Annotated in this window: 18 protein-coding genes and 1 pseudogene; 7 read left to right on the plus strand and 12 right to left on the minus strand. The window is 73.4% G+C overall.

Features of this window, described 5'->3' with window-relative positions:
• Nucleotides 1-37 precede the first annotated feature (37 nt).
• Complete coding sequence (locus ACFC0G_RS27540) at nucleotides 38-1,237, plus strand: PucR family transcriptional regulator (protein ID WP_376407794.1); 1,200 nt, start codon at nucleotides 38-40, stop codon at nucleotides 1,235-1,237.
• 79 nt (nucleotides 1,238-1,316) lie between these two features.
• On the opposite strand, the gene ACFC0G_RS27545 is transcribed toward ACFC0G_RS27540, so the two are convergent.
• The gene (locus ACFC0G_RS27545) at nucleotides 1,317-2,468 is read right to left on the minus strand and encodes a glycerate kinase (RefSeq protein WP_376407796.1); all 1,152 of its coding nucleotides are present in this window, start codon (nucleotides 2,466-2,468) and stop codon (nucleotides 1,317-1,319) included.
• 112 nt (nucleotides 2,469-2,580) lie between these two features.
• Here ACFC0G_RS27545 and ACFC0G_RS27550 point away from each other — a divergent pair, with 112 nt between their 5' ends.
• The 3 genes from ACFC0G_RS27550 to ACFC0G_RS27560 all read left to right on the plus strand — a co-directional run bounded on the left by ACFC0G_RS27550 (nucleotide 2,581) and on the right by ACFC0G_RS27560 (nucleotide 5,938).
• Nucleotides 2,581-4,260, plus strand: a complete 1,680-nt coding sequence (locus ACFC0G_RS27550) for a BCCT family transporter (protein ID WP_376407798.1) — start codon at nucleotides 2,581-2,583, stop codon at nucleotides 4,258-4,260.
• 104 nt (nucleotides 4,261-4,364) lie between these two features.
• Complete coding sequence (locus ACFC0G_RS27555) at nucleotides 4,365-5,447, plus strand: ADP-ribosylglycohydrolase family protein (RefSeq protein WP_376407800.1); 1,083 nt, start codon at nucleotides 4,365-4,367, stop codon at nucleotides 5,445-5,447.
• Nucleotides 5,444-5,938 (plus strand): NUDIX domain-containing protein, encoded by a 495-nt coding sequence (locus tag ACFC0G_RS27560; protein WP_376407802.1) that lies wholly within the window; start codon nucleotides 5,444-5,446, stop codon nucleotides 5,936-5,938. The genes ACFC0G_RS27555 and ACFC0G_RS27560 overlap by 4 nt, the downstream gene beginning before the upstream one ends.
• A gap of 34 nt (nucleotides 5,939-5,972) precedes the next feature.
• Here ACFC0G_RS27560 and ACFC0G_RS27565 read toward each other — a convergent pair whose 3' ends face one another.
• Together ACFC0G_RS27565 and ACFC0G_RS27570 are read right to left on the minus strand one after the other, a co-directional pair.
• Nucleotides 5,973-6,122: a hypothetical protein gene (locus ACFC0G_RS27565; RefSeq protein WP_376407804.1), complete on the minus strand. Its 150-nt coding sequence runs from the start codon at nucleotides 6,120-6,122 to the stop codon at nucleotides 5,973-5,975.
• A gap of 111 nt (nucleotides 6,123-6,233) precedes the next feature.
• Nucleotides 6,234-6,338, minus strand: a pseudogene (locus ACFC0G_RS27570) (DUF2191 domain-containing protein); the annotation flags it as partial.
• A gap of 58 nt (nucleotides 6,339-6,396) precedes the next feature.
• Between ACFC0G_RS27570 and ACFC0G_RS27575 the strand changes: the two are divergent.
• Entirely contained in the window at nucleotides 6,397-7,116 is a 720-nt protein-coding gene (locus ACFC0G_RS27575; protein WP_376407806.1) for an NAD-dependent deacetylase, read from the plus strand.
• A gap of 6 nt (nucleotides 7,117-7,122) precedes the next feature.
• Here the strand turns inward: ACFC0G_RS27575 and ACFC0G_RS27580 are convergent, their stop codons facing one another.
• The 6 genes from ACFC0G_RS27580 to ACFC0G_RS27605 all read right to left on the minus strand — a co-directional run bounded on the left by ACFC0G_RS27580 (nucleotide 7,123) and on the right by ACFC0G_RS27605 (nucleotide 13,036).
• Nucleotides 7,123-7,626: a methylated-DNA--[protein]-cysteine S-methyltransferase gene (locus ACFC0G_RS27580; RefSeq protein ID WP_376407808.1), complete on the minus strand. Its 504-nt coding sequence runs from the start codon at nucleotides 7,624-7,626 to the stop codon at nucleotides 7,123-7,125.
• A 5-nt stretch (nucleotides 7,627-7,631) separates the two neighbouring features.
• Nucleotides 7,632-9,119 carry an AlkA N-terminal domain-containing protein gene (locus ACFC0G_RS27585; protein WP_376407810.1) on the minus strand — a complete coding sequence of 496 codons (1,488 nt, stop codon included), beginning with the start codon at nucleotides 9,117-9,119 and terminating at the stop codon, nucleotides 7,632-7,634.
• A gap of 82 nt (nucleotides 9,120-9,201) precedes the next feature.
• Nucleotides 9,202-9,972 carry a metallophosphoesterase gene (locus ACFC0G_RS27590; protein ID WP_376407812.1) on the minus strand — a complete coding sequence of 257 codons (771 nt, stop codon included), beginning with the start codon at nucleotides 9,970-9,972 and terminating at the stop codon, nucleotides 9,202-9,204.
• Nucleotides 9,973-10,084: 112 nt separating this feature from the next.
• Nucleotides 10,085-10,705: an L-threonylcarbamoyladenylate synthase gene (locus tag ACFC0G_RS27595; protein WP_376407814.1), complete on the minus strand. Its 621-nt coding sequence runs from the start codon at nucleotides 10,703-10,705 to the stop codon at nucleotides 10,085-10,087.
• 9 nt (nucleotides 10,706-10,714) lie between these two features.
• Nucleotides 10,715-12,118: a phytoene desaturase family protein gene (locus ACFC0G_RS27600; protein WP_376408022.1), complete on the minus strand. Its 1,404-nt coding sequence runs from the start codon at nucleotides 12,116-12,118 to the stop codon at nucleotides 10,715-10,717.
• An 81-nt stretch (nucleotides 12,119-12,199) separates the two neighbouring features.
• Nucleotides 12,200-13,036: an inositol monophosphatase family protein gene (locus ACFC0G_RS27605; RefSeq protein WP_376407817.1), complete on the minus strand. Its 837-nt coding sequence runs from the start codon at nucleotides 13,034-13,036 to the stop codon at nucleotides 12,200-12,202.
• A gap of 147 nt (nucleotides 13,037-13,183) precedes the next feature.
• On the opposite strand from ACFC0G_RS27605, the gene ACFC0G_RS27610 reads away from it, so the two are divergent.
• Both ACFC0G_RS27610 and ACFC0G_RS27615 read left to right on the plus strand, forming a co-directional pair.
• Nucleotides 13,184-14,074 carry a hypothetical protein gene (locus ACFC0G_RS27610; RefSeq protein ID WP_376407819.1) on the plus strand — a complete coding sequence of 297 codons (891 nt, stop codon included), beginning with the start codon at nucleotides 13,184-13,186 and terminating at the stop codon, nucleotides 14,072-14,074.
• Between the two features lie 167 nt (nucleotides 14,075-14,241).
• Complete coding sequence (locus tag ACFC0G_RS27615) at nucleotides 14,242-15,033, plus strand: serine protease (protein ID WP_376407821.1); 792 nt, start codon at nucleotides 14,242-14,244, stop codon at nucleotides 15,031-15,033.
• Here the strand turns inward: ACFC0G_RS27615 and ACFC0G_RS27620 are convergent.
• The 3 genes from ACFC0G_RS27620 to hydA all read right to left on the minus strand — a co-directional run bounded on the left by ACFC0G_RS27620 (nucleotide 14,987) and on the right by hydA (nucleotide 19,037).
• The gene (locus ACFC0G_RS27620) at nucleotides 14,987-16,519 is read right to left on the minus strand and encodes an NCS1 family nucleobase:cation symporter-1 (protein WP_376407823.1); all 1,533 of its coding nucleotides are present in this window, start codon (nucleotides 16,517-16,519) and stop codon (nucleotides 14,987-14,989) included. The two genes, ACFC0G_RS27615 and ACFC0G_RS27620, sit on opposite strands and share 47 nt — an antisense overlap.
• 75 nt (nucleotides 16,520-16,594) lie before the next feature.
• Nucleotides 16,595-17,611, minus strand: a complete 1,017-nt coding sequence (locus ACFC0G_RS27625) for a TIGR03842 family LLM class F420-dependent oxidoreductase (RefSeq protein ID WP_376407825.1) — start codon at nucleotides 17,609-17,611, stop codon at nucleotides 16,595-16,597.
• Nucleotides 17,612-17,633: 22 nt separating this feature from the next.
• Nucleotides 17,634-19,037 (minus strand): dihydropyrimidinase, encoded by a 1,404-nt coding sequence (gene hydA, locus ACFC0G_RS27630; RefSeq protein WP_376407827.1) that lies wholly within the window; start codon nucleotides 19,035-19,037, stop codon nucleotides 17,634-17,636.
• Nucleotides 19,038-19,043 lie beyond the last annotated feature (6 nt).

Here is a 19,043-nt window from a genome sequence, read left to right on the forward strand (position 1 = left end):
GTGTGCCGAGGGGCCCGGGGCGGTGGATCCTCCGGGCATGGGACGGCGCAGACGGCGGACCGGTGACGACTGGAAGGTGCTCGCGCAGGCGTGCACGGCGCTTCTGGAGCGGGTGCCGGAGCTGGTGGACGAGCATCTGAGGGAGCTCCACGCGTACGAGCCCGCCTACGGGCGGATCCTGCCGTACGACCAGCACTGGCAGGAGGCCCACGAGGCGATGCGGATCGGGATCGAGATGATCTCGGCGCCCCGCAACTCGCCCCGGCGGGATCTGGAGCAGGCGGAGTCGATGGGCCGCCGCAGGGCCGGACAGGGCATGCCCCTGGAGCTGGTCGTGCACGCGTACCGGCATGCCGGGCATCTCGTGTGGGACGCGCTGATCGAGGGCGCCGGGGAGGACACGGCGCAGCTGGCGGCGCTGATGCAGTCGGCGACGACGGTGTGGTCGGCGGTGGACGCGCAGGCGGACACGGCGTCGGAGGCGTACCGGTCGACGGAGGCGGAGCTGCGCCGCCGGACCGACGAGCAGCTCCAGGCGCTCCTGGACGCGCTGCTCCAGGGGCAGCGGTCGCCCGAGCTGGTGGCGCGGGCGGCGGCGGGCCTGGACCTGCCGGAGCAGGGGCGGTACGCGGTGGTGGTGCTGCGCTACGACCGGCGGGAGGAGCGGGAGCCGTTCCACCGGCAGGTGCAGGGCGAGGGCGTGCGGTTCCTGTGGCGGATGGGCGCGGACTGCGAGATCGGGGTGGTGGCGCTGGCCGAGGAGACCGGTCTGGACGCGTTGTCGGAGCTCCTCGACGGGCGGTGCCCGGGGCCCGGGGGGATCAGCCCGGTCGTGGTGGGGCTGACCGAGCTGGGCCGGGCGCGCCGCCTCGCGGAGCTGGCCCTGCGGACGTGCCCGCCGGGCAGCCGGCAGATCGTGCGGCTGGACCGCCGGATGGCGGGGGCGCTGGTGGTGGGCCAGCCGGAGATGGCGAGCCTGCTGGTCTCGGACGTCCTGGGCGGTCTGCTCGAACTGGACCCGGCGGACCGGGCGGTCCTCCTGGAGACGCTGGACGTGTGGCTCGACTGCGAGGGCTCGGCGGGGCGGGCGGCGGGCCGCCTGTACTGCCACCGGAACACGGTCTTCAACCGCCTGCGGCGGCTGGAACAGCTGACGTCACGGTCGCTGTCCCGGCCGCGGGACCTGACGGAGATGACGCTGGCGCTGGACGCGTTCCGGCTGACGGCACAGGGGTGAGGTACGGGGGGGTACGCGGGTCGGGTACGGGTACGGGGCGACGCCCGTACCCGTACCCGACCCGTAAGCCTGCGTACGGCTACGCCAGGAAGTCCCGGGCGATGTCCGCCGCCACGTCCTCCAGGAGCGGGCCGGCGTTCGCGATGCACTTCGCCGTGTCGGGCTCGATGGCCGTGAGCGGGTAGGCGCGGCGGATGCCGGCCGTGCCGAGGGCCTCCGGGGGCAGGGCCAGGCGGCCGCAGACCGCGACGACCTCCTTGCCGGCCGCGCGGGCCGCCGCGGCGACGCCCGCCGGGGCCTTGCCGTGGAGGGTCTGCTCGTCGAGGGAGCCCTCGCCGGTGATGACGAGGGTGGCGCGCTCCAGGGCCGGGGCGAAGCCGAGGACCTCCAGCATCAGCTCGATGCCGGGGCGGAAGCTCGCGCCCAGGATGAGGGCGCCGTAGCCGATGCCGCCCGCGCCGCCCGCGCCGGGAGCCACGGCCGCTTCGGCCGCCTTGGGGCCGATGGCCTTCTCCAGGACGGTGGCGAAGTGGGCGAGGGCCGCGTCCAGGGTGCGGACGTCGTCCGGGGTGGCGCCCTTCTGGGGGCCGTAGACGGCCGGGGCGCCCTTGGGGCCGGTGAGCGGGTTGTCGACGTCGCTGGCCAGGATCAGGTCGACCGTCGCGAAGCGGGCGTCGAGGCCGGTGAGGTCGGCCGTGGCCAGCTCGGCGAGGGGCGCGCCGCCGGGGCCGACGGGCTCGCCGGCCTCGTCGAGGAAGCGGGCGCCGAGCGCGGCGAGCATGCCGGCGCCGCCGTCGGTGGTGGCGCTGCCGCCGACGCCGAAGACGATGGTCGTCGCCCCCGCGTCCAGGGCCGCGCGGAGCAGCTCCCCGGAGCCGTACGTGGTCGCCGTCAGCGGGGCGAAGACCCCGGCCGGGAGTAGCTGGAGGCCGGAGGCCTCGGCCATCTCGACGACCGCGGTGGTGTCGCGCAGCGCGTAGGCCGCGGTGACGGGCTCGCCGAGCGGGCCGGTCACCTGGACCTCGCGGCGTTCGAATCCGGCCGCGACGGCCGCCGCGACGGTGCCGTCGCCGCCGTCGGCCACGGGCAGAGTCTCCACCGTGAGCTCCGGGACGATCCGCCGCAGTCCCGCGGTGACCCGCTCCGCGACCTGTACGGCCGTGAGCGAACCCTTGAACTTGTCAGCCGCCACGAGTACGTGAGCGACGTGAGTTGCTGCTCCGTCCGTCACCTTGCATCCCTTGCTTTCGAACGTGCAGTCGCGCCAGGGCTGACCCTATCCGTAGGGCCAGACGGCGTGCCACCCCCTGATAGGGCGATATTCCGCACCATAGTGGGGTCACATGAGTACGGAACCGATCGAACAGACCCCGCGTGACCGGTACGCGCCCGATGGCAAGGTCATCGGGATCGGGATCGCGGCCGTCGTGGCGGTCGTCGCCTGGGCCGCCCTGGGCGAGGACTCCTTCGACAGCGCCTCGTCCACGGCCCTCCAGTGGGTGCTGTCCAATTTCGCCTGGCTCTTCGTGGTCGCCGCGGACACGTTCCTCGTGCTGTGCGTGGTGATCGCGCTGAGCCGGTTCGGCCGGATCAGGCTGGGCGCGGACGACTCGGAACCCGAGTTCACCAATCTGGCGTGGATCGCGATGATGTTCAGCGCCGGCATGGGCATCGGTCTGATGTTCTACGGGGTCGGGGAGCCGCTCCAGCACTTCCTGAGCCCGCCGCCGGCGAGCGGGGTCCCGGCGGGGACCGGCGCGGCGGCCCGTACCGCCATGGAGTACTCGTTCTTCCACTGGACGCTCACCCCCTGGGCGATCTACGGCATCGCCGGTCTCGCCCTCGCGTACGCGGGCTTCCGCAAGGGCCGCGGCAACCGGCTCAGCTCCGCCTTCGTGCCGCTGATGGGCGAGCGCCGGGCGAATTCCTGGCCCGGCAAGGCGATCGACCTGCTCGCGGTGTTCGCGACGGTCTTCGGCACGGCGACGAGCCTGGGGCTCGGCGCCCTCCAGGTGGCCGAGGGACTGAACCTGACGATGGGCCTGGAGAACACCACCTCCACCCAGCTGATCATCATCGTGTCGCTGTCGGCGGCCTTCGTCCTGTCGGCCTTCTCGGGGCTCCACAAGGGCGTGAAGTGGCTCTCCACGCTGAACATCGTCCTCGCCGGCTGTCTGATGCTCTTCGTCTTCCTGCTCGGCCCGACCGTCTACATCCTCGACACCATCCCGGCCTCGGTCGGCGGCTACCTGCACCAGCTGCTGCCGATGGCGAGCCGGACCGGTGCCTTCACCGACCCCGACTGGCTGGGCGTGTGGACGATCTTCTACTGGGCGTGGTGGCTGTCCTGGGCGCCGTTCGTCGGCACCTTCATCGCCCGGATCTCGCGCGGCCGGACGATCCGCGAGTTCCTGATGGGCGTGCTGCTCGTGCCCTCGGGCGCGACCGTGGTGTGGTTCTGCGTGATGGGCGGCACGGCGATCCGGCTGGAGTCGACGGGCGCCGCGGACCTGGCGACGGCGGTCAAGGACGGGCCGGAGGCCTCGCTGTTCGCGATGCTGGAGGCGCTGCCGATCGGCACGGTCACCTCGGTCATCGCGATGATCCTGGTGATGACGTACTTCGTCACGAGCGCGGACTCGGCCTCGCTGGTCATGGGCTCGCTGACGAGCCGGGGCTCGCTCAACCCGCCGACCTGGCTCGTGGTGACCTGGGGCGTCCTCATGGCGGCCGTGGCCGCGGTCCTGCTCGTGGTGGGCGGGCTGAGCTCGCTCCAGACGGCGACGATCCTGGTGGCCCTGCCGTTCGTGATCGTCATGCTGGCGCTGTGCTGGGCGCTCCTGAAGGAGCTGCGGGAGGACCCGGGCGCGGGCCCTGTCCGGCACCACGCCCTGCACGGGATGGGGGACGCGGTGCGGACGCTGGTCGGCGAGGCGATGACCGAGCAGGGCGGCGGGGCCCGCCACCACCGGCTGCGCCGGGCGGCGAAGGCCCGTACCGAAGCGGAGGAAGAGGACAACTGACCCGCCATGCCTCCTCCTCCCCAGGGAAGCCGACCCGACATGAGCCCCGGCCCCAGCGGAAGCCGACCCGACATGACCCCCGTCCCCACGAAAGCCGACCCGACATGACCCTCGCCCCCACGGAACTCGACCGCGCGGAGCTCGCCGACCGGATCCTGGGCGGCTGGACCGGCCGCATCGCCGGGAACATGCTCGGCAAGCCCGTGGAGCGCGGCGACCACTGGACGCGGGAGCACATCGACGCGTACCTGCGGCTGACGGACGCGCTCCCGCTGACCGACTACCTGCCGCCCCCTCCGCCCGGCGCGACCGGCTTCGAGCTGCGTCCCGAGTGGCCCCGGTGCGTGCGCGGCGGGATCGACGGGAGCTGCCGGGACGACGACGTCGACTGGTCGGTCCTCGGGCTGCACCTCCTGGAGACCCGCGGTTTCGCGTTCACGACCGAGCAGGTCGGCGAGGAGTGGCTGTCGCGGCTGCCGTACCTCCAGACGTTCACGGCCGAGCGGGTCGCCTACCGCAACCTCGCGAACGGGCTGCGGCCGCCGCTGACGGCGACGTACGACAACCCGTACCAGGAGTGGATCGGCGCGCTGATCAGGGCCGACGTCTACGGCTGGACCTGCCCGGGGGATCCGCGCCGGGCCGCCGCGCTCGCCCGCCGTGACGCGGTCCTCTCGCACAGCGGGAACGGCGTGTACGGGGCGATGTGGGCGGCGGCGCTGATCGCCGCCGCCTTCACCGCGCCCGACGTCCGGTCCGCCCTGGAGGCCGGCCTGGAGCGGGTCCCGGAGAGCAGCCGGCTCGCCCGGACCGTACGGGGCACGATGGCGCTCCACGAGTCGGGGCTCGGCTGGTCCGAGGCGCTCGACGAGCTGGCGGAGCGGACGGCGGGGCTCGGCTGGATCCACACCGTCCCGAACGCGGCCGTCCTCACCGCCGGACTCCTGTACGGCGAGGGGGACTTCACCCGCACGATCGCGCTGACCGTGCGGGGCGGCCTCGACACGGACTCCAACGGCGCGACGGCGGGATCGGTGGCGGGGGTGATGTGCGGGGCGGCCGCGATCCCGCCGCAGTGGTCGGAGCCGCTGCGGGACCGGGTGAGCAGCGCGGTCTTCGGCTACGACGGCGTACGCATCACGGAGCTGGCGGAGCGGACGCTGCGGCTGGCTACGCTGACGTCATGACCACCACCAACTACGCCACGTACATCGCCGGTCTCCCCCGCGTCCTGGCCGCCGCCGCCGCGCTCTTCCGGGACTCCGCGGGCCGGGTCCTGGTCGTGGAGCCCGACTACCGCGACGGCTGGACGCTGCCCGGTGGCACGATCGAGTCCGACGGCGGCGAGACGCCCCGGCAGGCCGCCCGCCGGGAGACGGCGGAGGAGATCGGCCTGGACGTGGGGCTCGGCCCGCTGCTCGCCGTCGACTGGTCGCACGGCACGGAGCGGCCGCCGATCGTGGCGTACGTGTACGACGGCGGGGTGCTGACCGAGGAGCGGTTCGCGGAGATCCGGCTCCAGGAGGAGGAACTGCTCTCCTGGAAGCTGATCGACCGCGGGGAGGTCACCGCCCACCTGCCGGGCAGCCTGGGCCGGCGGGTCCTCGCCGCGCTGGACGTCCTGGAGACCGGCGGCGGGCCGGTGGAGCTGGAGAACGGACACCCCGCGCACGGATGACCCGGGCCCGGGCACAGCCCCGGCCCGCCCGCCCTCAGCCCTGCGGGGGCTCGGGCGGCAGGAGTTCGCCGGTGCGGTGCGGTTCGTCGCGGGTGGCGACGCGCGCCTCGGTGCGGTGTCCGCGCGCGATGGGCCTGTCCGGCGGATCAGGGTCGGATAGGTCGCGGCGTCCGGTGCGGTGCATCGCAAGGCGCCGGAGCGCCCTCATAGCGGAGCTATGTGGGCGGTTTGGCAACGCGGCGAGGTGCCGTGCCGGACGCCGCGACCCCGGCCATGATCCGCCGGACAGGCCCTAATCGCGGACGACGGCCTCCACGGCGTCCTGCGGGCTCCCGACCCCTGCAAGGACCATGACTTCCACGACGAGTTCGGCGTCGAGCGCGATGTTCACCTTGGCCATGCCGCGAACGTAACACCCGAAAACCCGCTCGCGGGAGCGGTTCGCCTAGGGTCGGTGTATGACCATGGTCGCGATTCTCAGCGGAGCCGGTATCTCCACGGACTCGGGCATCCCGGACTATCGGGGCCCGAACGGCGTCTGGCGGCGGGACCCCGAGGCCGAGCGGCTCGTCACGTACGGGCCGTACATGGCCGACCCGGAGATCCGTCGCCGCTCGTGGCGGATGCGGCTCGACGGACCCGTCCTGAAGGCCGAGCCGAACGTGGCGCACCACGCCATCGCCGCCTACGAGCGGACGAGCGGGAACGCGCTGCGGGTGCTCACGCAGAACGTGGACGGACTGCACCAGGCCGCCGGGGTGCCCGGGCGGAAGGTCCTCGAACTCCACGGCTCGGCGCGTTCGGTGGTGTGCACGGCCTGCCACGCCCGCTCGTCGATGGCGGAGGCCCTGGACCGGGTGCGGGCCGGTGAGGACGATCCGACGTGCCGGGCGTGCGGCGGGATCCTGAAGTCGGCGACGGTGATGTTCGGGCAGAACCTCGATCCGGTGGTGCTCGGCGAGGCCATGTCGATCGCCAAGGCCACCCAGGTGTTCGTCGCGGTCGGCAGCAGCCTCCAGGTCCAGCCGGCGGCCTCCCTCGCGGGGATCGCGGCCGAGCACGGCGCCCGGCTGATCATCGTGAACGCGGAGCCCACCCCGTACGACCCCGTCGCCGACGAGGTCGTCCGCGAGCCGATCGGGACGGCGCTGCCCGCGCTGCTCGACCGGCTCCGGTAGGCGCTCCTAGAAGAGGCCCTCGGGTTCCCCCGCCCCCGATTCGAAGGCGAGCAGGCGCTGCTTGCGGTCGAGGCCGCCGCCGTAGCCGGTGAGGCTGCCGCTCGCGCCGATCACGCGGTGGCAGGGGACGACGATGCCGACCGGGTTCTTGCCGTTGGCGAGGCCGACGGCCCGGGAGGCGGTGGGGTTGCCGAGGGCCTCGGCCAGTTCGCCGTACGTCCGGGTCTCCCCGTACGGGATGCGGCGCAGCTCCTCCCAGACCCGCAGCTGGAACGGGGTGCCGACCAGGTGGAGCGGGAGGTCGAACGTGGTGAGCTCGCCCGCGAAGTAGGCGTCGAGCTGGCGGATCGCCTCGTCGAAGGGGCGCGGGTCGGGCTCGCCGAAGGTCTCCTCGGGCGGGCGGTGGCGCTGGCCCGTCATGTGGATGCGGCTGAGGACGCCGTCGACGGCGACGAGGGTCAGCGGCTCGTACGGGCTGTCCACGACGGTGTGGCGGACGGTGGCGGGCATGGCGTTCAGCTCTCTTCGCCGGGCAGGTGGTTGATCGGGTGGTCGTCGGTGGCCCACAGGTACTGGACGGCGTAGGCGCGCCAGGGCCGCCAGTCGGCGGCGCGGGCCGTGAGCGCGGCGGGGGTGCCGGGCAGGCCGAGGCCCTCGGCGGCGCGGCGGACGCCGAGGTCGCCGGGGAGGAAGGCGTCGGGGTCGCCGAGCGCCCGCATCGCGATGATCTCGGTGGTCCAGGGGCCGAAGCCCGGCAGGGCGAGGAGCTTGGCGCGGGATTCCTCGCGGTCGTCGGCGGGGCCGAGGGTGAGCGTGCCGTCCGCGAGGGCCCCGACGAGGGTGAGGAGGGTGGTGCGGCGGCTGCGGGGCAGGGCGAGGCTCTCCGGGTCGAGCGCGGCGAGGGCCTCGGGGCCGGGGAAGAGGTGGGTGAGGCCGCCCTCGGGGTCGTCGACGGGGGTGCCGTACGCGGTGACGAGGCGGGCCGCGTGGGTGCGGGCGGCGGCGGTGGAGACCTGCTGGCCGAGCACGGCCCGGACGGCGAACTCGGCGGGGTCGACGGTGCCGGGCACCCGGCGGCCGGGCGCCGCGTCGACGAGCGGTGCGAGGAGCGGGTCGGTGCGCAGCCGGTCGTCGACGGCGACGGGGTCGGCGTCCAGGTCGAGGAGTCTGCGGCAGCGGCTGATGGCGTGGGTGAGGTCGCGCGGGTCGGTGAGGGAGAGACGGCAGGCGATGTGGTCGGCGCGGGGCGCGAGGGCGACGATGCCGTGTCCGTACGGGAGGCTCAGCGTCCGCCGGTAGGCGCCGTCGCGCCACTCCTCCACGCCGGGGACGGCGGTCGCGGCGAGGTGGCCGAAGAGGTTGGACGGTTCGAGGGGCGCGCGGAACGGCAGCCGGAGGCTGATCGCCCCGGGGGTGGCGGTGGGCCGCTCGGGGCGGGCGCGGGCCGCGCGGGCGCGGAGCTCGCCGGGGGTGAGGGCGAAGACCTCGCGGACGGTGTCGTTGAACGTCCGGATGGAGGAGAAGCCGGCCGCGAAGGCGATCTCGGCCATGGGCAGCGGGGTGGTCTCGATGAGCACCCGGGCGGTCTGGGCGCGCTGGGCGCGGGCCAGGGCGAGGGGGCCGGCGCCGAGCTCGGCGAGGAGCTGGCGCTCGATCTGGCGGGTGGACCAGCCGAGCCGCCGGGCAAGACCGGGGACGCCCTCGCGGTCGACGACGCCGTCCTGGATGAGCCGCATGGCGCGGGCGACGGCGTCGGCCCGGACGTGCCACTCGGGCGAGCCGGGGCTGGTGTCGGGCCGGCAGCGCTTGCAGGCCCGGAATCCGGCGCGCTGGCAGGACGCGGCGCTGGGGTGGAACTCCATGTTCTCGGGCTTGGGCGGGACGACCGGGCAGCTGGGCCGGCAGTAGATCCGGGTGGTGCGGACGGCGGTGAAGAACACGCCGTCGAAGCGGGCGTCCTTCGACTGGACGGCCCGCACGCAGCGCTCGGTGTCGGTGTGCATGGTTCAAGGATCGGGGACGGGCGGCACGTGGGCTGGCGAGAAAACGACATGGACGTCCGCGCCCCGTCCCCTGCCCGGAGGGTCAGACGGTGACCGTACGGAAGTGGGTGGTGAGCCTGCCGTCCTCGTCGAGGATGTGGAAGGCCAGTGCGGGCGGCAGGTCGCGGTGGACGTGCGGGGAGTCCGGGCCCGGGTTCTCCCAGGGGAGGCGGAGGGCGGAGACGACCCCGGGGGCCACGAGCAGCGGGCGCCCGGCGAAGGTGGTGGCGGCCGCCGTGTGGGCGTGGCCCGCGAGGAAGGCCGTGAGGTGGGGGTGGCGCTCGGCGAGGGCGGCGAGCCGTTCCTCGCCGAACTGCCGGATCCCGTCCACGTACGGGGTGTGGAGCGGGACCGGCGGGTGGTGGAAGGCGACGAGGACGGGCACCTCGCGCGGGGTGGAGTCGAGGACCGCGGCCAGCCACTCCAGGGTCTCGTCCTCCAGGAATCCCTCGTCCTTGCCCGGCACCGAGGAGTCGCAGAGGGCCACGACGAAGCCCTCGCCGCGGAGGACCTGGTTGACGGGTGCGTCCGGGCGGGCGGCGGCCGCCTCCGTCCCGCCCAGGAGACCCGCCCGGAAGGCGGCGCGGTCGTCGTGGTTGCCGGGACAGACGAGCAGCGGGTGACGGGAGTTCAGCAGCTCCCGGACGACCGCGTACTCGTCCGCCGTCCCGTGGTCGGCGATGTCCCCGGTGACGAGGACGGCCGCCAGGTCGTACGGCAGCTCCTCCAGGTACCGCAGGACCGCGCGGGTGCGGTCGACACTGCGCGGTTCCCCGTCGACGTGGATGTCGCTGACCTGGGCGATGACGATCACGGGACGGTCCTCCGTAGGCTGTGGCGGGCGGGTGCTCGCACGACCGTACGGCGGTCACGGTCCTGACCGTAAGGGCCGGTTCGCGGGCGGTGGCCTGCTCGCGGCGGGCGACCTACTCGAACCGCGTGGTGTCTCCCGCCCCGCGCCGGACGATCTCGGGCTCGCCGCTGGAGAAGTCGACGACGGTGGTCGGTTCGGTGCCGCACTCGCCGGAGTCGAGGACCAGGTCCACCTGGTGGTCGAGGCGCTCCTTGATCTCCCAGCCCTGGGTGAGCGGTTCGGCCTCGTCGGGCAGGAGCAGGGTGCTGGAGAGCAGCGGTTCGCCGAGCTCGGCGAGGAGTGCCTGGGTGACGACGTGGTCGGGGATGCGGACGCCGACGGTCTTCTTCTTGGGGTGCAGCAGCTGGCGCGGCACCTCCTTGGTGGCGGGGAGGATGAAGGTGTACGGCCCCGGGGTCGCGGCCTTGACCGCGCGGAAGACGTCGTTGTCGATCTGCACGAGCTGGCCCAGCTGGGCGAAGTTCTGGCACATGAGCGTGAAGTGGTGCCGGTCGTCGAGGTCGCGGATCGCGCGGATGCGGCTGATGCCGTCGCGGCTGCCCAGTCGGCTGCCGAGGGCGTAACAGGAGTCGGTCGGGTACGCGACGAGCGCCCCGTTCCGGATGCTGTCCGCCACCGAGCCGATGGTGCGCGGCTGAGGGTTGTCGGGGTGCACGTCGAAGTACTTGGCCATGGGGGCAGTCTATTTTCGCAGCCGGCGCCAGACCGCCTTCGCCGCGTTGTGGCCGGACATGCCGTGGACGCCGGGGCCGGGCGGGGTCGCGGAGGAGCAGAGGAAGACCGCCGGGTGCGGGGTCGCGTAGGGGCGGAGCGAGAGGGTGGGGCGGAGCAGGAGCTGGAGGCCGCGGGCGGCTCCGCAGGCGATGTCGCCGCCGACGTAGTTGGCGTTGCGGGCGGCCAGTTCGGGCGGTCCCGCGGTGGCGCGGGCCAGGACGCGGTCGCGGAAGCCGGGGGCGAAGCGCTCGATCTGGCGCTCGACGGCGTCGGTGAGGTCGCCGCGCCAGCCGTTCGGGACGTGTCCGTACGCCCAGAAGACGTGCTTGCCCTCGGGGGCGCGGGAGGGGTCGACGAGGCTCGGCTGGGCGGTGATGAGGAAGGGGGCGTCGGGGGCGGTGCCGGAGGAGGCCTGGCGCAGGGCGGTGTCGATCTCGCCGGCGGTGGGGCCGATCTGGACGGTGCCGGCGCGCCGGGGCTCCTCGGCGGTCCAGGGCACGGGGCCGTCCAGGGCGTAGTCGATCTTGAAGACGCTCGCGCCGTACTTGTAGTGGTCGTAGTGCCCGCCGAAGCCGGCGATCCGGGCGAGGGCCGTGGGCGAGGTGTCGAAGACGTAGGCGCGGGCGGGCGGCAGGTCGTCGAGCCGCTTGACCTCGTAGTCGGTGTGGACGGCGCCGCCGAGGTCCTTGAGGTACGCGGTGAGGGCGTCGGAGATCGACTGCGAGCCGCCCCGGGGCATCGGCCAGCCGCCCGCGTGCGCGGCGAGCGCGAAGACGAGGCCGACGGCTCCGGTGGCGAAGCCGCCGAGCGGGGCGATGACATGGCCGACGAGCCCGGCGAAGAGCGCGCGGGCCTTGTCGTCCCGGAACCTTCGCATCAGCCAGGTGGAGGGCGGGAGGCCGTCGAGTCCGAAGCGGGCGAGGGTGAGCGGGTCGCGGGGCAGCGCGGTGAGCGGCAGCTGCATGAAGTCCCGTGCGAGGGTGTCCCACTTGCCGAGGTAGGGGGCGACGAGGCGGCGGTACGCCCCGGCGTCGCGCGGGCCGAAGGAGGCCGCGGTCTCGGCGACGGAGCGGGCGAGGACGGCGGCGGTGCCGTCGTCCCAGGGGTGGGCCATGGGCAGTTCGGGGTGGAGCCACTCAAGCCCGTACCGGTCCAGCGGCATCGTCCTGAAGACGGGCGAGCCGACGCCGAGCGGATGCACGGCGGAGCAGGGGTCGTGGTGGAAGCCGGGGAGGGTGAGCTCCTCGGTCCTGGCTCCGCCGCCCACGGTGGACTTGGCCTCGAAGACGGCGACGGAGAAGCCCCGCCGGGCCAACTCCACGGCCGCGGTCAGTCCGTTGGGGCCCGCACCCACGACGACGGCATCGAGCATCGACGTCTCGTTCGTCACCTTCGGACTCCTTCGTCAGCCGATGGCCAAGGCTCCCAGGATAGGCCGGTGGCCGCCCGCGCCTCACACACCCCCGAGGAGCGTCCGGATCCGCTCGGCCGTCGCCGCGTCCCGGGCGGCCGTGAACGGCAGCGCGTTTCCTCCGGTGACGCGGAAGGGCTCCCCGGCGATCGTCGTCTGCGCGCCGCCCGCCTCGGCGACGAGGAGCAGTCCGGCCGCGTGGTCCCAGGCGTACTCCCAGGAGAAGGCGGTTCCGGCGAGGTCGCCGCGGGCCACGGACAGGTACTCGAGACCCGCCGATCCGCACGGTCGCGGGGCGATCCCCTCCACGCGCAGGCCGTCCAGGGCGCGCTTCTGGTCCGGGGTGGTGTAGTCGGGGTGGGAGGTGGCGACCTCCAGGACCGCGCCGGGAGCCGGCGCGCCGGATCGTATCGGCTGCCCGTTCAGCGTGGCGCCGCGGCCGCGCACGGCGATCGCCATCTGGTCCAGGGCCGGGGCGAAGGTCCAGGAGGCGAGGAGCTCGCCGCGGACGGCGAGGGCGACGAGGGTGCAGAAGCCGGGGTCGCCGTGGACGAACTGGCGCGTGCCGTCGACGGGGTCGACGATCCAGACGGGGGCGTCGCCGCGCAGCGCCTCGTACACGGCGGGGTCGGCGTGGACGGCCTCCTCGCCGACGACGACCGAGCCGGGCAGCAGCGCGGTCAACGCGGTGGTGAGGTGGGCCTCGGCAGCCCGGTCGGCGACGGTGACCAGGTCGTGCGGCCCGTTCTTCTCCACGATCTCGTGCGAGGCGAGCTGCCGGAAGCGCGGCATGATCTCGGCGGCGGCCGCCTTGCGGACCGCCTCCTCCACCTCGGTCGTACGGCCGCCGAGGAGCTGCTCAAGGAAGTCTTCGATCATGCCTCCAGCTAAGCACGGGGCGCTGACATCCGGAATGCCGCACTTGTCACCTGCTGTTTCCCCCAGGAGTACCCCATGGCCGAGTTCACCCCTTAGCCGAAGGGAGAGTCCCCGGGGAGGGGTGTCCGGGCTGCCTAGGCTGTCGGGATGCGGATGCGTGTCGAGGGACCGGTGACGCCCGGTCTGCGGATGGAGAGCGCCGACGGGCGGCGGCTGGTGCTGACGCAGCGCGGGGTTCCGGTGCTGTTCGCCCGGCAGCGGGCCACCCACCGGGGGCTGCGCTACGCGCGGACGGGCCGGTACGTCTCGCCGCTGGCGCCGCTGCGCGCGGAACGGGCCCGTGCGGTGGCGGAGTTCGCGGCGCCCGGCTCGGCGGAGTGGACGGAGCGCTGGGCCGCGCACGGAGCGGCGGCGCTGCGCGCGGCGGCCGACGGTCCTCTGCACGAGGGCGAGTGGCATCTCGCCCCGGACGCGAGCCGCTGGTTCGTGGACGGCAATTGGCCGAAACTGCTCGCCCACGACCCGGACCGGGGCCATCTGACCTGGTTCGGGTACGGCGACCCGGTCGAGGACGCCCGGGACCTGCTGCCGCTGCGGGCCCTGTCGCTCCCGGAGGCGCCCCGGGTGAGGGCGTACCGCCGCCAGTACCGGGAGGGGGTCCTCCCGCCGGTGTTCGTGTGGTGGATCAGCGGGCTCAACTCCCCCGTGGTGCTCGACGGGCACGACCGGCTGACGGCGGCGCTCGCGGAGGGCGGCCGGCCGCGGGTCCTGCTCCTCTCCCGGGCCATGGACGCCGCCCGGATCGCGCTCTGGGCGGAGCGGCCCGTCATGGAGTACGAGAAGCGGGTCGCCGCTCTGGAGGGGCCGCTCGCCCCGGCCCGGGCCGCCCACCTGAGCCGCGGCCTGGCCGCGCAGCTCCAGGCCGTCGACCGCGCCCCCGCCCCCACCCGCGCCTGGCCCTACCCGGGCGGGGCCGCGGCCTGGGCCGCGGCGGCGGCCACGCACGTCCCCGGATGGGCCCCCGACGCGGACCGGTGACCGCGCCCCACCTTGATCGTTGAAGTCCGGACGGGCCGGAACGGCCGTGGTGACGGGCAGAGGAAACGTCTCCGCATGCCACCGCCGGCCCCGGGAGACGCCGCCGACAGTTCGGAGATGCCGTGGGACGGATGGGACGGATGAGACGGATGACAAGGCTCAGGCTCATGGCCGCGGTCACGGGGGCGGCGCTGGCCGTGAGCCCGCTCGGACCCGCCCCGACGGCGCACGCCATCGTCGGAGGCCAGGAGGCGAAGCCGCACCAGTACCCGTTCATGGCGGGGCTCGTGGACCTCGCCGAGCAGCGGGTGATGTGCGGCGGGGCGCTCGTCACCGACCGGTACGTGCTCACCGCCGCCCACTGCCTGACCGGCTCCTACAGCAGCCCCGCCCGGGTGGGCGTCCTCCTCGGCGACCACGACCTGACGACCGGGGACGACAGCCCGTACTCCGTCCTGGTGACGCCGGAACGGTTCGTCGTGCACCCCGACTACGACCCGGAGACCCAGCGGAACGACATCGCGCTCGTCCGGCTGGCCGAACCGGTCGCGTACAACCGCGGCGTGGGCCCGGTCGGGCTGCCCGCCGCGTACTCCCACAGCACCTTCGACCACACCCAGGTCGAGGTCCCCGGCTGGGGCGCCACCTCGTACGGCGGCGGGACCTCCGACGTCCTGCGCACCGTGGTCCTCGGCACGATGAGCAACCCGACCTGCGTGGACCGGGGCATGTCCCAGGTCGCCTCCCCGCAGATCTGCACGTACTCCCCCGGGCGGGACACCTGCCTGTACGACTCCGGCGGCCCCCTGGTCCACCGGGTCGGCCGGAAGCCGTACCTGGTCGGCCTGGTCTCCTACGGGAAGGGGTGCGCGACGGACACCCCGGCCGTGAACACCCGCGTCTGGTCCTATCTCAGCTGGATCGGGCGGACGACGGGGAAGCGCGCCGCCGCTTCATGAGGGCGGTGTAGAGGAGCAGGGAGGCGGCGAGTCCCACGGCCCAGCCGTAGTCGGCGAGGGGCTTGAGGAAGGGGACGATGCCGTCCTCGGGGAAGGGGCCGGTGCCCGGCGCCGAGTGGGAGCCGCCGACGGCGAGGACGCCGCCGACCGCGAACGCGAGGACGGCCGCCGGGTTCCAGCCGCCCCGGTACCAGTAGGGCCCGTCGGCCCGGTAGAGCCCTTCGAGGTCGAGGGCGGTACGGCGGACGAGCCAGTAGTCGGCGATGAGAATGCCGGCCACGGTGCCGAGGAGGCCGCCGACCAGACCGAGCCAGGTGAAGATGTACAGCTCGGGGGTGGCGGTGAGCTTCCACGGCATGATGAGGACGCCGACGACACCCGTGATCAGCGCGCCCGTCCGGAAGTTGACGAGCTTCGGCGCCAGGTTGGCGAGGTCGTACGCCGGGGACACGACGTTCGCCGCGATGTTGACCGAGAGCGTGGCGACGAGGACGGTCACCAGGGCGAAGAGCAGGCCGAAGACGTTGTCGGCCTTGGCGGCGAGCGCCACCGGGTCCCAGACGGGCGCTCCGTAGACGGCCTGCGAGCCGGAGGTGACGAGCACCGAGAGCAGCGCGAACAGGGTCATGGTGGTGGGCAGCCCGAGGGTCTGGCCCCACACCTGGGCGCGCTGGCCCGCGCCGAAGCGGGTGAAGTCGGGGATGTTGAGGCTGAGCGTCGCCCAGAAGGCGATCATGCCCATGAGGGCGGGGAAGAACACCGGCCAGAAGTCCGCGCCCCAGCCGAGCCGGGAGGGCTGGTCGAGGAGCGGGCCGAGGCCGCCCGCCTTGGCCGTGATCCAGACGAGGAGGGCGAGCGCGCCGACGATGACGAAGGGCGCGGCCCAGTTCTCGAAGCGGCGCAGGGCGTCCATGCCCCGGTAGATGAGGGCGAGTTCGAGGGCCCAGAAGAGGACGAAGCAGAGCCAGAGGGTCCACGGCTGGCCGCCGATCCTCGACGCCTCCGCCCAGCTCCCGCCGAAGACCTTGTCGAGGAGGATGAAGACGCCCTGCCCGCCGATCCAGGTCTGGATGCCGAACCAGGCGCAGGCGACGCCGGCGCGGATGAGGGCGGGCAGGTTGGCGCCGCGCAGTCCGAAGGAGGCGCGGGCGAGGACCGGGAAGGGGATGCCGTACTTGGGTCCTGCGTGCCCGGTGAGGAGCATCGGCAGCAGGACGACCACGTTGGCGAGGGCGATGGTGAGGACGGCCTGCTTCCAGTCCATGCCGAGCGCGACGAGACCGGAGGCGAGCATCCAGGAGGGGATGTTGTGGGCCATGCCGACCCAGAGGGCGGCGAAGTTGTAGGTGGTCCAGCGGCGCTCCGCGACGGGGACGGGGAGCAGGTCGTCGTTGACGAAGCGGGGGTCGGCGGGGGCCGTGCCGGGCGCGAGCTCGGCACGGCCGTCGGATATGCCGGGTCTTCCGGAGGGGACGGTGGCGGTCATGGCGGCGGAACCCTTCGTTCGTTCGGCGGGGACGGAACGAGGCCGTGCGGGCGTGGGGGGTTCGGCGGCGCGGGGTCAGGTGCGGAGCGCGGGGATGATCTCGCTGCCGTAGGCGTCGATGGCGGCCTCCCTGGCGTCGTGCATGGCGTACACGGCGAACTGGTCCACGCCCATGTCCCGGAGGCGGCGGAGCTTCTGGAGGTGGGCCTCGGCGGGGCCGAGGAGGCAGAAGCGGTCGACGATCTCGTCGGGGACGAAGGCGGTGTCGGGGTTGTCGGCGCGGCCGTGGTGGCTGTAGTCGTAGCCCTGCCGGTCCTTGATGTACGCGGTGAGCTCCTCCGGCACCATTCCGGAGTGCTCGCCGTACTTGGCCACCAGGTCCGCGACGTGGTTGCCGACCATCCCGCCGAACCAGCGGCACTGGTCCCGAGCGTGAGCCAGGGCCTCGGGAGAGTCGTCGGCGGTGACGTACGCGGGCGCGGCGACGCAGACGGTGAGCGCGTCGGGGTCGCGGCCGGCGTCGGTGGCGGCCTGCCGGACCGCCTTGACCATCCATTCCGTGAGGAAGGGGTCGGCGAGCTGGAGGATGAAGCCGTCGGCCTTCTGTCCCGCGAGGGCGAGGGCCTTGGGGCCGTACGCGGCCATCCAGACGGGCAGTTTCCCGTCCTTGATCCACGGGATGCGGATCGGGTTGCCGTCGACCTCCGCCTCGCGGCCCTCCGCCAAGTCACGGATGACGTCGATGGCCTCGCCGAGGCGGGCCAGGGTGTTCGGTTTGCGGCCGGCGACGCGCATGGCGGAGTCGCCGCGGCCGATGCCGCAGACGGTCCGGTTGCCGTACATGTCGTTGAGGGTGGCGAAGGTGGAGGCGGTGACCTCCCAGGTTCGTGTGCCCGGGTTGGTGACCATGGTGCCGACGTGCAGTTTCGTGGTGTGTTCGAGGATGCGGCTGTAGATGACGAAGGGTTCCTGCCACAGCACGGCGGAGTCGAAGGTCCAGCCGTAGCGGAAGCCGTTCCGCTCCGCCCGGCGCATCAGGCCGACGACCTCCGAGGCGGGCGGGTCGGTCTGCAGGACGAGTCCGAAGTCCACGCGGGACCTCCTGGTTCGGGGTTCAGTTCAGGTACTGACAGGTGGAGCGGGGGGTGAAGGCGCCGTGTCCGGCGCGGCCGGTGAACTTCCGCTGGTCGATGACGAATTCGCCGCGCGAGAGGACGGTCTCGACCTGTCCGGTGATCGCCTTCCCCTCGTACGCGGAGTAGTCGACGTTCATGTGGTGGGTGGCCGCGGAGAGGGTCTGGCGGGCGTTCGGGTCGTAGATGACGACGTCGGCGTCCGCGCCGGGCGCGATCGTGCCCTTCTGCGGGTAGAGGCCGAACATCCGGGCGGGCGTGGCGCAGGCGATCTCGATCCAGCGGCGGCGGGAGATGTGCCCCTCGACGACCGCCTGGTGGAGGAGGTCCATGCGGTTCTCCACCCCCGGCAGGCCGTTGGGGATCTTGGAGAAGTCCCCGCGGCCGAGGTCCTTCTGTCCCGTGAAGCAGAAGGGGCAGTGGTCGGTGGAGACCACCTGGAGGTCGTTGGTCCGCAGCCCGCGCCAGAGCGCCGCCTGGTGCTCCCTGGGGCGGAGCGGCGTGGAGCAGACGTACTTGGCGCCCTCGAAGCCGGGCTCCGCGAGGTTGTCGGTGGAGAGGAAGAGGTACTGGGGGCAGGTCTCGCCGAAGACGGGCAGCCCCTTGTCGCGGGCGGCGGCGATCTCGGCGACGGCCTCCTCGGCGGAGACGTGGACGACGTAGAGGGGCGCCCCGGCGACCCGGGCGAGCTGGATCGCGCGGTGGGTGGCCTCGGCCTCCAGGAGGACCTTGCGGACCTCCCCGTGGTAGCGGGGGTCGGTCTCCCCGCGGGCGAGCGCCTGTTCGACGAGGACGTCGATGGCGATGCCGTTCTCGGCGTGCATCATGATCAGCCCGCCGTTGTCGGCGGAGCGCTGCATGGCGCGGAGAATCCGGCCGTCGTCCGAGTAGAAGACCCCCGGATACGCCATGAAGAGCTTGAACGAGCTCACGCCCTCCTGGACCAGCCGGTCCATCTCCTTGAGCGTGTGCTCGTTCACGTCGGAGAGGATCATGTGGAAGCCGTAGTCGACGGCGCAGTTGCCGTCGGCCTTGGCGTACCAGGTGTCGAGTCCCTCACGCAGGCTCCGGCCGACGGTCTGGACGGCGAAGTCGACGATCGTGGTGGTGCCGCCCCAGGCGGCGGCGCGGGTGCCGGTCTCGAAGGTGTCGGAGGCGGCGGTGCCGCCGAAGGGCAGCTCCATGTGGGTGTGGGCGTCGACGCCGCCGGGCAGCACGTAGCGGTCGGTGGCGTCGACGGTCCGGTCGGCGGTCCAGCCGGCGGCCGCGTCCGAGCCGTGGGCGGCGAGGGCGGCGATCCGGCCGTCCTCGATCAGCACGTCGGCGTGGAGTTCGTCGGCGGCGGTGACGACGAGACCGCCCCGGATGAGGGTACGGGTGCTCACGGGACT

The sequence above is a fragment of the Streptomyces sp. NPDC056169 genome, assembly GCF_042268445.1.
Classification (GTDB): Bacteria; Actinomycetota; Actinomycetes; order Streptomycetales; family Streptomycetaceae; genus Streptomyces.

What these genes read in the sequence shown, in the direction of transcription:
- ACFC0G_RS27540 (WP_376407794.1), top strand. Translation starts at nt 38, where the DNA reads ATGGGACGGCGCAGACGGCGGACCGGTGACGACTGGAAGGTGCTCGCG.
- ACFC0G_RS27550 (WP_376407798.1), top strand. Translation starts at nt 2,581, where the DNA reads ATGAGTACGGAACCGATCGAACAGACCCCGCGTGACCGGTACGCGCCC.
- ACFC0G_RS27555 (WP_376407800.1), top strand. Translation starts at nt 4,365, where the DNA reads ATGACCCTCGCCCCCACGGAACTCGACCGCGCGGAGCTCGCCGACCGG.
- ACFC0G_RS27560 (WP_376407802.1), top strand. Translation starts at nt 5,444, where the DNA reads ATGACCACCACCAACTACGCCACGTACATCGCCGGTCTCCCCCGCGTC.
- ACFC0G_RS27565 (WP_376407804.1), bottom strand. Translation starts at nt 6,122, where the DNA reads ATGCACCGCACCGGACGCCGCGACCTATCCGACCCTGATCCGCCGGAC.
- ACFC0G_RS27575 (WP_376407806.1), top strand. Translation starts at nt 6,397, where the DNA reads ATGACCATGGTCGCGATTCTCAGCGGAGCCGGTATCTCCACGGACTCG.
- ACFC0G_RS27580 (WP_376407808.1), bottom strand. Translation starts at nt 7,626, where the DNA reads ATGCCCGCCACCGTCCGCCACACCGTCGTGGACAGCCCGTACGAGCCG.
- ACFC0G_RS27585 (WP_376407810.1), bottom strand. Translation starts at nt 9,119, where the DNA reads ATGCACACCGACACCGAGCGCTGCGTGCGGGCCGTCCAGTCGAAGGAC.
- ACFC0G_RS27595 (WP_376407814.1), bottom strand. Translation starts at nt 10,705, where the DNA reads ATGGCCAAGTACTTCGACGTGCACCCCGACAACCCTCAGCCGCGCACC.
- ACFC0G_RS27600 (WP_376408022.1), bottom strand. Translation starts at nt 12,118, where the DNA reads ATGCTCGATGCCGTCGTCGTGGGTGCGGGCCCCAACGGACTGACCGCG.
- ACFC0G_RS27605 (WP_376407817.1), bottom strand. Translation starts at nt 13,036, where the DNA reads ATGATCGAAGACTTCCTTGAGCAGCTCCTCGGCGGCCGTACGACCGAG.
- ACFC0G_RS27610 (WP_376407819.1), top strand. Translation starts at nt 13,184, where the DNA reads ATGCGGATGCGTGTCGAGGGACCGGTGACGCCCGGTCTGCGGATGGAG.
- ACFC0G_RS27615 (WP_376407821.1), top strand. Translation starts at nt 14,242, where the DNA reads ATGGCCGCGGTCACGGGGGCGGCGCTGGCCGTGAGCCCGCTCGGACCC.
- ACFC0G_RS27620 (WP_376407823.1), bottom strand. Translation starts at nt 16,519, where the DNA reads ATGACCGCCACCGTCCCCTCCGGAAGACCCGGCATATCCGACGGCCGT.